The 15,810-nt window shown below is 54.4% G+C and carries 14 protein-coding genes; 8 read left to right on the plus strand and 6 right to left on the minus strand.

Annotation, left to right across the window (positions count from 1 at the left end; translation table 11 throughout):
• From KQX66_RS30985 to KQX66_RS38040, 3 genes are read right to left on the minus strand one after another with little or no spacing between them, the layout of a single operon-like run.
• Positions 1-432 carry a PilN family protein gene (locus KQX66_RS30985; RefSeq protein ID WP_216797297.1) on the minus strand — a complete coding sequence of 144 codons (432 nt, stop codon included), beginning with the start codon at positions 430-432 and terminating at the stop codon, positions 1-3.
• Entirely contained in the window at positions 429-2,060 is a 1,632-nt protein-coding gene (locus KQX66_RS30990; protein ID WP_216797298.1) for a response regulator, read from the minus strand. Before KQX66_RS30990 ends, KQX66_RS30985 begins: the two co-directional genes overlap by 4 nt.
• On the minus strand, positions 2,057-3,907 hold the full coding sequence (locus KQX66_RS38040) for a cache domain-containing sensor histidine kinase (protein WP_216797299.1): 1,851 nt from the start codon (positions 3,905-3,907) through the stop codon (positions 2,057-2,059). The genes KQX66_RS30990 and KQX66_RS38040 overlap by 4 nt, the downstream gene beginning before the upstream one ends.
• A 105-nt stretch (positions 3,908-4,012) precedes the next feature.
• On the opposite strand from KQX66_RS38040, the gene KQX66_RS31000 reads away from it, so the two are divergent.
• From KQX66_RS31000 to KQX66_RS31010, 3 genes are all read left to right on the plus strand, one after another.
• Positions 4,013-4,897 carry a carbohydrate ABC transporter permease gene (locus tag KQX66_RS31000; protein ID WP_216797302.1) on the plus strand — a complete coding sequence of 295 codons (885 nt, stop codon included), beginning with the start codon at positions 4,013-4,015 and terminating at the stop codon, positions 4,895-4,897.
• Complete coding sequence (locus KQX66_RS31005; protein WP_010496311.1) at positions 4,897-5,733, plus strand: carbohydrate ABC transporter permease; 837 nt, start codon at positions 4,897-4,899, stop codon at positions 5,731-5,733. Before KQX66_RS31000 ends, KQX66_RS31005 begins: the two co-directional genes overlap by 1 nt.
• Positions 5,734-5,880: 147 nt before the next feature.
• A complete protein-coding gene (locus KQX66_RS31010) occupies positions 5,881-7,179 on the plus strand; it encodes an ABC transporter substrate-binding protein (protein ID WP_438804219.1) in 1,299 nt (432 codons plus the stop codon).
• 76 nt (positions 7,180-7,255) lie between these two features.
• Here the strand turns inward: KQX66_RS31010 and KQX66_RS31015 are convergent, their stop codons facing one another.
• Positions 7,256-7,888, minus strand: a complete 633-nt coding sequence (locus KQX66_RS31015) for a flavin reductase family protein (protein WP_216797306.1) — start codon at positions 7,886-7,888, stop codon at positions 7,256-7,258.
• A 132-nt stretch (positions 7,889-8,020) separates the two neighbouring features.
• Here KQX66_RS31015 and KQX66_RS31020 point away from each other — a divergent pair, with 132 nt between their 5' ends.
• The 3 genes from KQX66_RS31020 (at position 8,021) to KQX66_RS31030 (ending at position 11,305) form a co-directional block, all read left to right on the plus strand.
• Positions 8,021-8,704, plus strand: coding sequence for an ArsR/SmtB family transcription factor (locus tag KQX66_RS31020; protein WP_253957557.1), 684 nt, complete (start codon positions 8,021-8,023; stop codon positions 8,702-8,704).
• Positions 8,705-8,945: 241 nt separating this feature from the next.
• Positions 8,946-10,277 (plus strand): MFS transporter, encoded by a 1,332-nt coding sequence (locus KQX66_RS31025; protein ID WP_216797310.1) that lies wholly within the window; start codon positions 8,946-8,948, stop codon positions 10,275-10,277.
• Positions 10,278-10,381: 104 nt separating this feature from the next.
• Positions 10,382-11,305 carry an NAD(P)/FAD-dependent oxidoreductase gene (locus KQX66_RS31030; RefSeq protein ID WP_216797338.1) on the plus strand — a complete coding sequence of 308 codons (924 nt, stop codon included), beginning with the start codon at positions 10,382-10,384 and terminating at the stop codon, positions 11,303-11,305.
• A 93-nt stretch (positions 11,306-11,398) separates the two neighbouring features.
• Here the strand turns inward: KQX66_RS31030 and KQX66_RS31035 are convergent, their stop codons facing one another.
• Positions 11,399-12,169, minus strand: a complete 771-nt coding sequence (locus KQX66_RS31035; RefSeq protein ID WP_253957550.1) for a polysaccharide deacetylase family protein — start codon at positions 12,167-12,169, stop codon at positions 11,399-11,401.
• Positions 12,170-12,229: 60 nt separating this feature from the next.
• On the minus strand, positions 12,230-13,009 hold the full coding sequence (locus KQX66_RS31040; protein ID WP_216797312.1) for a DUF2161 domain-containing phosphodiesterase: 780 nt from the start codon (positions 13,007-13,009) through the stop codon (positions 12,230-12,232).
• A 176-nt stretch (positions 13,010-13,185) separates the two neighbouring features.
• On the opposite strand from KQX66_RS31040, the gene deoR reads away from it, so the two are divergent.
• Positions 13,186-14,130: a DNA-binding transcriptional repressor DeoR gene (gene deoR, locus KQX66_RS31045; protein ID WP_216797314.1), complete on the plus strand. Its 945-nt coding sequence runs from the start codon at positions 13,186-13,188 to the stop codon at positions 14,128-14,130.
• Between the two features lie 476 nt (positions 14,131-14,606).
• Complete coding sequence (locus tag KQX66_RS31050) at positions 14,607-15,800, plus strand: NupC/NupG family nucleoside CNT transporter (RefSeq protein ID WP_216797316.1); 1,194 nt, start codon at positions 14,607-14,609, stop codon at positions 15,798-15,800.
• Positions 15,801-15,810: the final 10 nt, after the last annotated feature.

Genomic DNA, 15,810 nt, shown 5'->3' on the forward strand with positions numbered 1-15,810 from the left:
CTATTGCAGCGCATCCAGCTGCTTCTTCAAGTCTTCGAGCTTGTTTTTCACTTCGGCAAGCTGCGTATAGAGCTGGTTGCTGTTGTCCGTCTTGCTGCTGGCGCTGTCTTTAGTAAAGGCGAGCAGCTCGTTCACCGCATCGACCTTCGTCTGCAGCTTGGCCATTTCGCCGGTCATGTTATCTTTAAGCTCGGCGATCTGCTTCTGGTATTGCTCCTGCACGGCGGCAAGCTGCTCATTCGTTTGAGCGGCGAGCTCTTCCTTGAGCTGCCGCTTCAAATGATCGGTATAAAGCTTGGCGCCCCATGCGCCCGAGCCGACAAGTACGGCCCAGACCAGCGCCAGAATCAGATACGTTTTCCTCGTCGGTTTTCTCGGCTTGACGTTGCGCGGAGCGGACGGTTGTCCCGCCGGCTCGATCTGCATACTCATGGTTGGTTCACCTTCCTGTACTCGTTAGGGGAGACGCCAACCGTTTTCTTGAACACTTTGCTGAAATATTTCTCGTCGTCGTAGCCGACCATGGCGGCGATCTGGGAAATGCGAAGATTCGGGTTCAAAAGCAGCAGCTTAGCCTTATCGATGCGGATGCCGCTGATGTAATCGGATAAATTCACATGAAATTCCTGCTTGAACTTACGGGAAATATATTCACGACTCAAGTAAAAATGGTTGGCGATTTCCTGCAATGTAATGTCCTGATGGTAATGATTTTGAATAAACTTGGCAATTTCAAAAATAACGTTGCTGTCCTGCCGCTGATGCGACAGCAGCAGCCGCGAAAGCTCGGACAAGCTGCGGACGAGCTGCTGCTCCCAGCGGTCGAGGGACAGAAAGCCTTCCTCGTCCAGAGGAACGATGAAAGGTGCGCTGTGCTCCTCCTCGCCGCGGAGCCCGTCGCCCTCGAACAGCTCGGACAGCCAGCGGCTGCGCACGACATTGTATTCGTGCCACCAATGCTCGAGCTGCTCCATGTCGATATAATCCAGCTTGCGCACGTCCGCGAACCACGCGGCAACCGCGCGGCGGATCTGCTCCTCGCTGCCGCTCTGCACCGAGAGCCGGATCGGTTCGGCGTAATCCGTAAAAGAAAGCTGCCGGCTGCTTGTCGCCGCCGCTGCGGGTCCGGCGATCAGCGTGCGCTTCTCCCGGATCAGCAGATTCCGTCTGCGAAGCACCTGCCGGGCTTCAAGATAAGCGGCTGTCAGTCCTTCGGGGAACGGATGCACCCGGCTAACGCCCGTATCGAAGCAACTGCGGACCGTGTCCCGGATCCCTTCCCGAATGCGTTCGAGCAATGCTTGCGTCTGGTCCAGGCCGCCATAGAGCAGCAGGATCGCTTCAGTGTCGCTGTTCCAATACCGGTAGGCAATGCCTAGCCGGGGACCTCCGGACGCGCGCGCGGACAGCAGCTCGTTGCAGATGTTTGTGAGCGAGAAAAAGAGCAGCTCGTAATCGGCCATAAACTTGTCCTTGAAGCTGAGGCTCATCGTATCCAGACTCAAGATGGCGATCCGGCATTCTTTTACCGAAGGTCCGAGCCCAAACTCCGCGTCCAACGCTTTGGCGTGCTGGAAGTACAGCTTCGGTTCGGTCAGCAGGTTGGACAAAATTTTGTCCCAATAGACCGGCTTGAGCTGATTCATCTCGATATTTCGCGCCTGCTGCAGGCGGCGATCCGATTCTTCGCGCCGGATGGAGGACACCGCCTTCTCCACCGCGGCCGCCAATTGCTCGTGATCGATGGGCTTCAAGATGTAATCGACGCCCCCGTATTGAACGGCGTGCCGGACGAGCTCGAATTCGTCGTGCCCGCTGATGACGATCGTTTTTCCGGACGGGTATTGGCCTTGCAGCCATTCCATCAGCTCCATGCCGCTCTTGACGGGCATCATCATGTCCGTAAAGATGAGCTGCGGCCGATGCTCCTCGATTTGGCGGACGGCGTCCAGCCCGTCCTGGGCTTCCAGCACCTGATCGATGCCGAAGTCGCTCCATCGGACGAGCAGCTTGATCGCTTCCCGCACGTGCTTTTCATCATCGACGATGATGGCTTTCATAGCTCCCCGTTCTCCTTCATATGCATGGGCATAAGGATCGTTACCTTGACGCCGTAAGGCTTGTGATGCTCGATCCTCATGTCTGCTTCATGGTTGTAATAGAGCCGCAGACGCGATACCACATTGATCAGACCGATGCTGTCTTCTTCCTGCAGATGCTCGGACGGCGAACCGAGTCGCGCATTCAGGCGCTGCAGCTCTTCCTCCGCCATCCCTTTCCCGTTGTCCGCCACCGTCACTTCCATGCGCCCGTCTTCCGCCACGCGGCTCGCGATCAGCAGTTTTCCCGCATTTTGTCCCGAGTCGAAGCCATGCTTAAAGTAGTTTTCCACGATCGGCTGCAGGATCATCTTGGGCACGGGGACCTGGAGGGTGTCTGCGTCAATGTCGTATTCCACGGTTAATTGATGTTCAAAACGCTGCATCTGCAGCTCCATATAGGAGCGGACATGCTTTACTTCGCTGTCAAACGGAACGATGGCAACGCTGGTATTCATGCTGTAGCGCATCATTTTGGCCAGCGACGACAGAAGCGAATAAATTCGCGGCGCATCGTGCTGCAAGGCAAGCGTTCCGATCGACTGCAGCGAGTTGTACAAGAAGTGCGGGTTAATTTGCGCCTGCAGCGCCTTCAGCTGATTCGTCTTGTTGGCCAGCTCCAGCTTGTACTCCTGCGTGATCAAATTGTTGATCGTCTGCATCATGATGCGGAAGCGATTCGCGAGAATGCCGAACTCGTCGTTTCCTTTGACGTGAATATCGACCTGCATGTTGCCGGATTGAATTTTTCCGATATATCCGATCAGCTTTTTGATCGGCGCGGTAAAGCGGAACGAAATGTACAGCGTGGCGGAAATGACCACCACAAGGAACCCGATCAAAATCAGCGTATTGATTTCGGTCAGCTGTCTGGCGTTGCTGTACAGCCGGTCGTATGGAATGCGCTTAACGAGCGTCCATTCCATATAAGGCGTCGTCATGCGCTCGTACATTTGAATGCCTTTGAATTCGCTGCTGTCCGTTTCGAAGCTTCCGCTCGGTTCGGACAAGCCGAGCAGGTGGGTCACCCAAGGCTCGTCGATCTGCATTCCGGCCGGCCCGGGGCCGTACACGACCCGACCTTGCTTGTCCAAAATGTAAAGCTGCTCTTCTCCTTTTTGATAAAGCTGCTCGCAGATGGAAGAGAGCATGTTCAAGTTAAAGTCAATCGATAAAATGCCGAAGTTTTTCATGGTCACGGCATTGACAACTTTCCGGTGGAGACTGATCGCGGGCGCCGGAGGCACCGGACCGAAGCCGCTCGTTCCGTACAAATGGCTCGGGTGCGTCGGCTCCAAAGTGACATCCCACGTCCGGCTGACGGGAGGAATGAATTTCTTCCCGGTCGTTTCGTTGCGGTAAATGTTCCCTTGCGTCCACAGGTACGATTTATCCGTTTCGGCGATGTACAGGTATACCTGCTGGATATCCTTCACGGCGTTGGCGATGCTCTGCAGCCCCCGGACGATCTCGTTGCGGCTCGTGTAGTCGGCGGCCCCGGCTTCAATCGCTTCATAAAAATCAATGTCGTTATATACCGTGAGGGAGGCCTGATGAATGCCGTTCAAATAATTGATAATGTTCGTCTTGCCTTGATAGATCAAGTTGGAATTCGTCTGGAGCGTCTCCCGGGTAATATTTTGCTTCGTAAAATAGTACGTCATGACGATGGAAGTGGAAATCGGCAGTATGGTGGCCGCAAGCAAAAACATAATCAGTTTATTCCGGATGCTGTTACGGATCATCGCGATTCCCTCCACGCAAATGTCGGCGCCATTATTGTACCAGTTGAGGTCAATAAATTCCACCTGATACGTCACCAGAATGCGTGTTCTTTACTTTTGGAGGCTTATATACTGGGGGTATACTTTCAGCTTGGCCTGCGAATTGTAAGAAATAAAGGGGGAAAATCCATGAAAGCGAAACAGCGGCTATCCGGCATGCTCCAGCAAACCGTCTTTGTCGGCCCGGCCTTTCTGTTCTTCAGCCTCATTGTCCTTGTTCCGTTTCTCATGAGCATGTATTATTCGTTCACGGAATGGAACGGGGTCACGTCGAACGTCAAATGGATCGGCCTCGACAACTTTAAACAAATCCTGACGACGGATAAAGATTTCCATAAAGCGTTCTGGTTTACGACGCGGTTCACCGTGACGAACGTCATTCTCGCGAACCTGCTCGGCTTCGGGCTGGCGCTGCTGCTGTCCCAGGCGCTCAAAACGCGGAACGTGCTGCGGACGGTCTTCTTCCTGCCGAACGTCATCGGCGGGCTGCTGCTCGGGTTCATCTGGCAGTTTATTTTCATTAAAGGGTTCTCGACCATCGGCGAGCTGACCCAAATCGCCTTCTTCCAGCTCCCGTGGCTCGGAGATGCCCCGACGGCGTTCTGGGGACTCATTATTGTAAGCGTATGGCAAACGGCCGGTTACTTGATGGTCATTTACATCGCCGGCTTGGCGAACGTGCCGAAGGAGCTGACGGAAGCGGCGACCATCGACGGGGCCACCCGCTGGCAGGCGCTGCGCCATATTACGATCCCGATGATCATGCCTTCGGTTACCGTCTGCTTGTTCCTGACGATCTCCTGGGCGTTCAAAATGTACGATCTGAACGTATCGTTGACGCAGGGCGGACCGTTCAACTCGACGCAGTCCGTGGCGCTCAATATTTATGAAGAAGCGTTCCGCAACAACCGCTACGGCTTAGGAACGGCGAAGGCCTTTATTTTCTTCATCGTGGTGGCACTCATTACGCTCGTTCAAGTGTCCCTCACGAAGAAAAAGGAGGTTGAAGTCTAATGGAAGCGTCCAAAAGCTATAATCTGCGCACCTTCGCCCTGGAGCTGTTAGCCATTGTGCTTGCCCTGCTTTTCTTGGTGCCGTTCTATTTCGTTATCGTCAACTCGATGAAATCGTTCGGGGATCTGCTGGTCAATTCGGCGAACTTGCCGAAATCGATCAACTTCGACAACTACGTCAAAGTATGGGGCATCATGAAATTTCCGAAAGTATTTACGAACTCGCTGATTATTACCGTTTTCAGCAATCTGGGGCTTGTGGTGATCGGCTCCATGGCCGCTTACCGGCTGGTGCGGTTTCCCTCGAAGTTCAACAATCTGCTGTTCCTGGCCTTCGTGGCGGCGATGGTTATCCCGTTCCAATCGATCATGATCCCGCTCGTCAAAGTGGCAAGCGAGGTGGGCTTGATGGATAGCAAGCTCGGACTGATCTTCTGTTATTTCGGCTTCGGGATTTCGATGACCGTATTTTTGTATCACGGCTTCGTCAAGGCTATTCCCCGGGAAATCGAGGAATCTGCGACCGTGGACGGCTGCACGCCCTACGGCGTGTTCTGGAAAATTATTTTTCCGCTGCTGAAGCCGATGAGCGTTACGATTATTCTGCTCAACAGCTTGTGGATTTGGAACGACTTCCTGCTGCCACTGCTCGTGCTGAACAGCCCGGATCTGCGGACGATTCCGCTGGCCACGTATTCGTTCTTCGGCCAATATACGAAGCAGTGGGATATGGCGCTGGCCGCGCTCGTACTCGGTGTCATCCCAATCGTTGCTTTCTTCCTGGCGATGCAGAGGTTTATTATCGAAGGGATTACGGCCGGATCGGTCAAAGGCTGACAACAAATGGTAATGTAAGCGGTTGTTCAAAATGTTCCACCTTTTCGTTCAATATAGTACGTGTTCGAAAGGCGGGGCATTTTATACAATACAAATGAAACGAACAGACAAACAGCAGCATCAAATAAGGGAGGTTACATCATGAAAATGAACAAGGTTGCGAGCGCCGGAATGGCAGCGGTTATGCTGATGTCGCTCATCGCGGGCTGCGCGAAAAAAGAAGAAGCGCCAAGCGGAACGAACGCCGGAGGCGGTGCGGCTGGAGGCAAAGCCGTAACGCTGAAAATGTTCCAGTTCAAGGTCGAAATTGCGGAACCGCTTGCCAAGCTGGCGGCCGAATACGAGAAGCAAAACCCGGGCGTCAAAATCCAAATCGACACGGTCGGCGGCGGCGCGGACTACGGCGCGGCGCTGATGGCGAAATTCAACTCCGGGGACAAGCCGGACATTTTCAACAACGGCGGCTTCTCCGATTTGGACAAGTGGATCGAGCATTTGGAAGACTTGTCTGACCAGCCTTGGGTGAAGGATCTGGTGCCGGTTTCTAAAGAGCCGATGACCAAAGACGGCAAGCTGTACGGCCAGCCGCTGAACCTGGAAGGCTACGGCTTCCTGTATAACAAAGACTTGTTTGCCCAAGCCGGCATCACCGAGCTGCCGAAAACGTTGACGCAGCTTGAAGACGCAGCGAAAAAGCTGCAATCCAAAGGCACTACGCCGTTCGTGAACGGCTACGCCGAATGGTGGGTGCTCGGCAACCACTTCGTGAACCTGCCGTTCGCTTATCAGAAAGACCCGAACGCGTTCATCGGCGGCCTGAACAAAGGCACGGGCAAAATTCCGGGCGACCCGGTGTTCGACAACTGGGTGAAGCTGTTCGATCTGCAGCTCCAGTATGGCAACAAGAACCCGCTGCAAACCGACTATAAAACGCAGGTGACCGAGTTCGCTACTGGCAAAGCGGCGATGACGCAGCAGGGCAACTGGACGCAATTGCAGCTGACGCAAACGAACCCGAACCTGAAGGTCGGCTTCCTGCCGATGCCAATCTCCGACGATCCTGCAGCGAACGACAAGCTGCCGGTCGGCGTGCCGAACAACTGGGTAATCAATAAAAATTCCCCGAACAAGGAAGAAGCGAAAAAGTTCCTGAACTGGCTCGTGACTTCGGATATCGGCAAAAAGTACATGGTGGAAGAATTCAAGTTCATCCCGGCCTTCACCAACATCCAGGGCGACGAGAAAATTCTCGGACCGCTGGCTGCCGATCTGATGAAATACAGCAAAGAAAACAAAACGCTGAGCTGGAACTGGTTTAAATTCCCGGGCGGCGAAGCGTCCAGCAAAAAGTTTGCTTCCACGATGCAGGCGTATGTCGCGAAGCAAAAAACGAAAGATCAAATGCTGACGGAATTCCAGCAAACTTGGGATAGCCTGAAGAAATAAGTTTGTTTGAAAAATCAAGGCACCTGCCCTGGCGGGCGGTGCCTTGATTTTTTGTGCTTTGGCGGAATGTCTGGCGCTATATTTCGGCGCGGTAATTGTTGCCGAGGCGATCGCCGAGCCCGAAGTAATGGCGGAAGTTGTAGATCAGCGGGTTCCAGCGGGAAGGGTCGATATGGTCGCTGCCCGTCTTCTTCACGATGTCCGGGAGAGCGTGGATTTGCACCGCTTCGGTTTCGACGATGGCAAACATCGGAGCATAATCCGGGAACGTAATCTTCTTGACGGTGCATTCGATTTGCAGCGGGCATTCCGCGATTCGCTGAGGTTTAACGGACAGCGAAGCAGCCGGCGTAAGCCCGGCGGCGGTGAATTTATCCGGCTCGTAACAGTAGCCCATCTGCGCTTTGTAGTCCGGCACCGGATGTTTTCCGGTGAGCGAGCCCAGCTTTTCGACATGCTGCCACATGGCGGCGTCGGGGACGTTGACGACCAGCTCCGGCGTCCTCTGCAGGTTGTCGATGCCTTGGCCGCCGAAGCCCATGCCGAGCACCAGATAACGTCCGAGCGCCCAGGACGAAGAAAGGGGACTGATATTGGTCGTACCGTCTTCGTTCAGCGTCGTAGAGAGAATAACGGGCATGCCGTAGTATAAAATTTTTGGCTGAATGTTCAGATGGCTTGCTTCCGTAAGGGATACTTTTGTGTTCATGCTTCATTACCTCCGATGATTGTCATAGTCCGACAGGAATTCAGGAAAACCGCTTCTAGCTCATTGTAATTCATGGACGTTTCCATTATCATCGAAATGTGGAATGCAATGAAAAGGAGGACTACGATGAGTCTGAATCGGAATGTATCATCCATCGCTTCGCTGATTAGCGACCCGTCCCGGGCGGCCATCCTGCTGCATCTGCTGGACGGCCGCTGCCATCCGGCCGGGGATTTGGCAGCCGCAGCGGGAATTACGCCGCAAACCGCCAGCTTTCATTTGGCCAAAATGGCGGAGCTCGGAATTGTAACGGTAGAAAAGCACGGCCGGCACCGGTATTACCGGATTGCGCAGGCGAGCGATGCGGAAATGATCGAGCAGCTGCTTTCGTTTGCCGGGCCGGCGCCTGTCGTTTCGTTACGGCAATCGGACCAAATGAAAAAGCTGCGCCACGCCCGGATGTGCTACGACCATTTGGCAGGGGAAGCGGCGGTTCGCATCGCGGAATCGCTGCAAAGAGCAGGGCATTTGCAGAAAGACGGGCTGCAGCTTCACGTTACGGCTTCCGGCGAACGTTTTTTTGCGGATTTCGGTTTGGACTTGCCGCAGCTTCGCAAGAAGCGGCGGGCGTTCTCCCGCTGCTGTCTCGATTGGACGGAACGCGAGCACCATTTGGCCGGCGCCCTCGGGCAAGGGCTGACCGAGCGGATGTTTGCGATGGACTGGTTTCGCCGGGAGGAGCAAAGCCGGGCCGTGCGAATCACGCAGGAAGGAAGGCAAGGCATGGCGGAGCGGTTTGGAATTCGGCTGGATTAAACCTGCGGCCGGTACAGCGGTGCATCCAACCGACAAGGGACGGGGAAAAGGCTAATAACGGGAGGTTGACCAGGGTCCCATCCCGCTGCTGGCGAAAAATGACCGTATACGCTTGCAATCGCGCTTGTTTGCGGTTTCACAAACGGCTCCTCCCGCTGATACAATGGTCGTAAAATCGATGTTGAGCGAACGGAGGGCTATAGGCGCCTCCTGTTTGCCGGGAGAGGCGGTCCAGGCTCGGATGGGGTTACGACTCGGAGAAGCGGTCAGGCATTGGGCGGAGTCGCGGAAGACGGCGGTGCCGGAAGAAAAGAGGCTGTCGGCGGAGGCCGTCGCTTCGCTCTTTATTCATTTTTGCTTTCAATTCGGAGCTTCGATGTCGGGTGTCTTTTTGACGCTGTACTTGTGGCGGCTGACCCATAGCCTCGAAATTAACGGGGCATACTTTGCGATTAACTATGCGGTGGCGCCGCTGGCATTCGCGCTCGGCGGCTGGATGATCAAGCGCAAGGACCGCATGGTTACTTACCGGCTGGGCATTGCGATGATTGCGCTGTTTTATTTGTCCGTTGTCTTCTCCGGGGAGCTGGTGGCTCGATATTATGTGCTCTTTGCCGTGCTGAACGGCATCGCGAGTTCGTTTTACTGGGTAGGTTATCTGACCTTGATGTATGATGTCACGACGGACCGGAACCGTATCCGGTTTCTCGCGATCAATATGATAACGTTTACGCTCGGCGGGCTGATCGGACCGGCCTTGGCCGGATTCCTCATTCGGCAATTCGAGGGCTTGCAGGGCTATACGATCGTTTTCGGCATCTCGTTCCTCATGTTTTTGCTGGCGGCGCTTGGCAGCTTCAAGATCCCGATGAAAGCTTCGCACCATAAAGCGTATTATTTGAAATACGTCGGTCTGCTAATGCGCAAAAACCGGGACTGGACCTATTCGCTAATCGCCTTTTTGGTTATGGGGCTGTTTCAGGGGCTGATGCTGTTTTTGCCGAATATTTTGCTTTTTCAGATCGTCGGCCGGGAAGATTTGGTCGGTTACCTGGGGGTATTGTACGCCAGTCTCGGCATCGGCACGGGGATGTTCATTTCCCGTTACGGCACCGAATCCAAGGCGAAAGCCTTTATGTTCATCTCGACCGTAGGGTTCGTAATCGGCACGGCGTTCATTTTGTGGAAACTGACGCTGGGGACCGTTATCGCTTTTATGATCATTTATTCCATCTGCGCGCCGCTGCAGGGCAACACGATCACTTCGTACTATTACCGGCTGATCGGCGTGCTGCCGCTCAAAGGCCAGCTTCGCGTCGAGTCGGTCGTGATGCGCGAGACGTTCTTGAACGGGGGACGCGTCGCATCAATCGGCCTGCTTGTCTGGCTTACAAGCGCCGCAGGCAGCCAGGTGCTTCCCTGGGTGCTGGCGGCAACGGCTGCGCTGCAAATCGGGCTGGTCTGGCTGCTGAGCCGACGCGCGGATGAAGAGCCAGCTTTGGACGCGGCTCCGGCAGTGCACGGTCCCGGCTCGGAGAGCGGCTCCCGCACCGGGATGAAAGCTTCCTCTTGATTAAAGGGGAAGCTTTTTTTGTGCCGCTTAGGAAACGGATGGAATGGAATCAAGGACCGTGGGGGGATGCTAACGGTAACGAACAACGAAGGGGCGTATATATCATGTACGATTGCATCGTCGTCGGAGGGGGCATCGCCGGCTTGCAGGCGGCCATTCAGCTTGGACGGTACCGGCATCGCGTGCTGGTGATCGACAAAGGACGAGGGCGCTCAACGCTGTGCCGAAGCTACCACAATGTGCTCGGTTGGCCCGATGGAGTATCCGGCCAAGAGCTTCGCCATCTCGGACGGCAGCATGCCGAACGGCTCGGGGTGGAATTTCGCCGCGATGAGGCAGTGGCGGCGGCAAGGAACGGCCGAGGCTTTCAGATTGCGCTTGCCGATGGGGGTGGAGCCGTCCACACCGAGACGCTGCTTGCGGCAACCGGCGTACTGGACCGTTTCCCGCCTTTGCCCGGGCTGGAACAACGCCTTGGGATCAGCGTGTACGTGTGCCCAGACTGCGACGGCTACGAGGTCGCCGGGAAGCGGACCATTGTGATGGGATCGGGAGATACGGGAGCGGGAATGGCGCTTGCCCTGCGCTATTGGACCGATCGGATCGTATACGTTAATCACGAACGGCAAGCGGTCGGTAGCGGGCATGCGGACAAGTTGAAGGAAGCGGCCATACCGCATGTTGAAGCGGAAATCACCGAGGTGCTCGGCGGGCCGGATGCCCGGTTCGACGGAGTACGCTTGTCGGATGGCCGGACGATCGAGGGAGAGCGCGGCTTTATCGCTTTTGGAGGCAATGAAGTGCACACCGGATGGACGTCGGCGCTTGGCGTCGAACGGTTGGAAAACCGTCATATCGTCACCGATCCGCGCACCAAGATGACGAACGTTCCCGGCGTCTGGGCGGCAGGAGATATCGGAGTACACTCGGAGCAGGTCACGATCGCGATGGGCGAGGGCTCGCAGGCGGCGATTTGGATTCATAAAGAGCTCCTAAAGAGGAAAACGAATACCCCGGTCTTCGTTTAAGCCGCACCGCATAAGTAAAGGACCAAAGCCGTCTCCGCTTAGGGGGATCGCTTTGGTCCTTTGCGTTTTGCACTCCGATCACGGAAGGAGATGTTAGGATTTGGACGGTTCCAGCAGCCGCTTCCAGGCTTTCATCGATGCTTCTCCGTTGACGAACAGCCGTTTCAGCTTGAGCGGGTCCTGATCGGACGAAGCCCACCCCTGATCGATGGTGAACGCATACCGGAATTTATTTTCTTTTAGCAGATTCAAGGTCGTCCGGTTGGACTCGCCATACGGATAACAAAAAATATCGGCCGTCGTGCCGAGCTGTTCCTCGATCAGCCGCCTGGATTCGGTAATTTCATACGTTTGCTTCTTGACGCTCAGCTTCGGTAAGTTCGGGTGGCTCATACTGTGAGGCTGAATGTCCCAACCCGCTTCTTTCATCGCTTTGACCTGCTCCCAATCCAAATAATAACCGTCGCCTACAAACCCCGGGACCATAAATAATGTGGCGTTAAATTTCAACTTCTTGAGCAGCGGATAGGCGTGTTCATAGTTGTCCGCATAGCCGTCGTCAAACGTGAGCAGGATCGGTTTTTCCGGCGGTTTTTCTTTGCCTCCGAGGATATCGGTGAATTGTTGAAGCGTGAGCGTCGTATAGCCTTCGTCAGCCAAGTAGCGCATCTGCTCTTCGAATTTGTCCGGGGCGATGGTCGCCCGGTTGCCGGGATCGACGGTAATGCTGTGGTAATTGAGCACGGGGATGCGAATGGAAGAAGCGGCTTGCGCAGACGGCGGGTTGGCAGGAGGGAAGAGTGACAATGTTGACGCAAGCATAGCAAGACATAACGCGAAGAGAGCCCGAACGAACGGTTTCATGGCGCACGTCCTTTCTGCACGGTAGTCTATCACTCTATACATACCCGCTGCCCGAACGATTTATGCATTTTGCAGGACTGGGACTTGCGGAGCTTCGGCGGTATCCGACTCCGCGACCGGTAAGTAAGCCTCTACGACATGAGCAAAAGTTTGCAGCTCCGCTTCTCCCTGCGGGGTGAGCTTGTATACGCCGCGGGCTACGCGTTCGAACCAGAGGTATACGTTTTTCTGGAGCATGCCTGCGGCCTGGGCGTTGCCTGTCAGGTCGCGCAGCTGTTTGGGGCTCATAGGGCCATGGGTGCGCAGCAGCGCCGCGAGATGAAGCGATTTTTCGCGGTAAGCGGTGACGAGCTTTCGCTTGGTGCTGCCGCCGACGTTATAATCCGCGTGGCGTTCCTGAAACTCCTGCATCAGCTTGCCGGCCGCATATTTGTTATGTCTGGGCATTTTGAGCGGCATCGCGAGTCCGGACCCGTCCGGCGGATGACATTCGACCTCGACCCGCGGCTTGCGCGTTTTATAGAATTGCACGGCGATCATGCCGAGACCGAGCATACCGCACAGTCTGCGGAGCTCCGGCCAGCTGGCGCCGTGCGGCGCACGTCCCTTGGCCGGCCGCTCGAAAGCGACGTATACGTGACGGCTGATCTTCAGACGGTCGATCGCTTGTAGCAGGAGCGGGATCGAGAAGCTTTTTTTCAATTCGACGATAACCGGGGGCTCCTCCTCGCGGATGGCGACCAGATCGCAATGACGTACCTCGCCGCGCACGGTGTAACCGAGCTGCTCCAAGTAAGCTTTAACGGGGGCGTACAGCTCCGTTTCACTTTTGATAGCCAAGGGGCCGCGCCTCCTTTTTTCTTGGGGTGATAGGGTAGTGTAATTATACCATACCTTGGGAGGGGAGGAGGGAGGAAAGGAGCATACCGTAGTTTTGAGCTAAAACGCTTGCAGTGCAGCGGACATTTGTGTAACAATACATGGTAAAGTGTTCAGGGATTTAGATCGGGGGCTTTATGGAACAAGAGAAGCTAAAAAAAATGATCGAGGCCGCCAAGCTTTACTATTTGTTGGATTACAGCCAACAGGATATCGCGAACAAACTGGAGGTTTCCCGGCCGACCGTCTCCCGTTTGCTGCAGCAGGCGAAAGAGGAAGGAATCGTCGAGATTCGCATCTCGGACCCGACCGAGGACCGCAAAATCCTGAGCGAGCAGCTGGAAGAGAAGTTCGGGCTGAAGCGGGCGCTGGTCGCGTCCATCCCGTTGTTCGAGGATCATGTGATCAAGCAGTATTTGGGCAAGCTGACGGCGGACTATTTGAGGGAAATCGTTCAGGACGGCGACATTATCGGCACCATCTGGGGGACGACCATCTATCAGGTGGCGACGCATCTGGAGCACAAAGCGCTCAAGGACGTCCGAATCGTTCAATTGAAGGGTGGCGTTAGCCATTCCGAAAAGAAAACATACGCTTCAGAAACGCTTCATTTGTTCGGGATGGCATTCGATGCGACGCCTTATCAGCTGCCGTTGCCGGCCATCGTCGACCACGTTGTGGTGAAACAGGCGATTGAGGCGGACCGTCACATCCGGAAGCTGCTTGACATGGGGAAGCAGGCGAACATTGCTTTGTTCACGGTAGGCGTCCCTCGGACGGATTCGCTGCTGTTCCAGCTCGGCTATTTCACGGAGCAGGATATGCAGCTGATCGCCGATCATGCGGTAGGGGATATCGCTTCCCGGTTCTTCGATAAAAACGGCGACATTTGCAACGAGACGCTGAATGCCCGCACGATCGGGATCGAGCTTCACGAGCTCAAGACAAAAGACCAGTCAATTCTCATCGCAGGCGGGTTGAAAAAGGTCGAAGGCATCCGCGGCGCATTGAAAGCGCAGTACGCGAATGTGCTGGTGACGGATCAGTACACGGCCAAAATATTACTAGAGCAAGAAGGATAACGCAATTGAGCGGATTCGACATCCCGCTAAAGGGGTAAGGAACCATCCGGGCGCAAGCTTGGATGGTTTCTTTTTTTGCCTAATCCAAGAACAAATGTGAATGATTGACCATACAAATGATTGGGAAAGCAGAAGATATCAAACCGGAATCAGAAAGCGAACAATAGGAAACACAAGTTATTCCACAATTTGTTCAAAATTGCTTTGTTGAAAGGAACAAAAGTTCAATTGTATATTTACATTTGTTCAAGCGCTTGTTATAGTTTAATTGTAACGAAGCCGCTTCGAAACAACATCCTATTTAAAGCACATAAAAACTTCATAGCAAAGGAAATGCTAAAATGACAGCATCGTACAGACCCGTTGTTTCATCTTCGTGTTCGATGTTGAAGCTTTTTTGCATTCGTTGCTAACGCTTTCAATCAACAATTCATGTCTCTTTAAGTGCCAAATTAGACGAGGCTGGAGGAATTCCGATGAAATTTTTATTCGTAGTAGCCGGGTTGCTGCTGGTGTTTGCGGTGGGGTATTTGTTCAGCAACAACCGGAAAGGAATCCGCAGCAGACCGATTCTGGCTATGCTCGTTACGCAAATTGTGCTGAGCTTTATCATATTGAATACGAAGATCGGTCTTGAGCTGATCACGTTCGTCTCCCGATTGTTCAGCAAGCTGATGGAATTCGGGGTAGGCGGCGTCAACTTCGTATTCGGCGGCTTGGAAAATCAGGGCGCTTCGACCTTTTTTATCAACGTGCTGCTGCCGATCATATTTATTTCGATTCTGATCGGCATTCTGAACTATGTGAAGGTGCTTCCGTTCGTCATCAAATATGTGGGGCTCGTGCTCAGCAAATTGAACGGCATGGGCCGGTTGGAAAACTATGTGGCGGTTTCCGCCGCGCTGCTCGGTCAATCGGAGGTATTCCTGACAACGAAGAAGCAGCTCAACCAGGTTACGAAGCAGCGGCTGTACACGCTTTGCACATCGGCGATGAGCGCGGTCAGTATCTCGATCGTGGGAGCATACATGACGATGCTTGAACCGAAGTACGTCGTGGTTGCCATCGTGCTGAACATTTTCTCGGCGCTGATTGTCGCCAACATTATTAACCCGTACAAGCTTGATCCGGAGGAAGAAAAAGCGACGGTAGTGGCCGATGAGGAGCATGGGCCGAAGGAATCGTTCTTCCAGATGATCAGCGAAAGCATTATGGACGGCTTCAAAGTGGCGATTATCGTGGGCGCGATGCTCATCGGTTTTATCGCTTTGATGAATATGATCAACTACGTATTCGAGCTGATCTTCCACATTTCGTTCCAGTCCGTATTAGGCTATATTTTCGCACCGGTCGCGTTCCTGATGGGCATTCCATGGAGCGAAGCCGTACCGGCGGGAGGCATCATGGCAACGAAGCTTGTGACCAACGAATTCGTTGCGATGCTCAGCTTCAAAGACATCGCTTCGGGCTTGTCGCCCCGTACGGTCGGGATCGTCTCGGTATTCCTGGTCAGCTTTGCGAACTTCAGTTCCATCGGCATTATCACCGGCGCGGTGAAAGCGCTGAACGACAAACGGGGAGACGAGGCCGCGCAGTTCGGTTTGAAGCTGCTGCTCGGCTCGACGCTGGCCTCGATTTTGTCGGCCACGCTCATCGGGCTGTTCCTATAAAATATCGATT

The organism is Paenibacillus oleatilyticus (assembly GCF_018998565.1).
In the GTDB taxonomy this organism is placed as follows: domain Bacteria; phylum Bacillota; class Bacilli; order Paenibacillales; family NBRC-103111; genus Paenibacillus_G; species Paenibacillus_G oleatilyticus.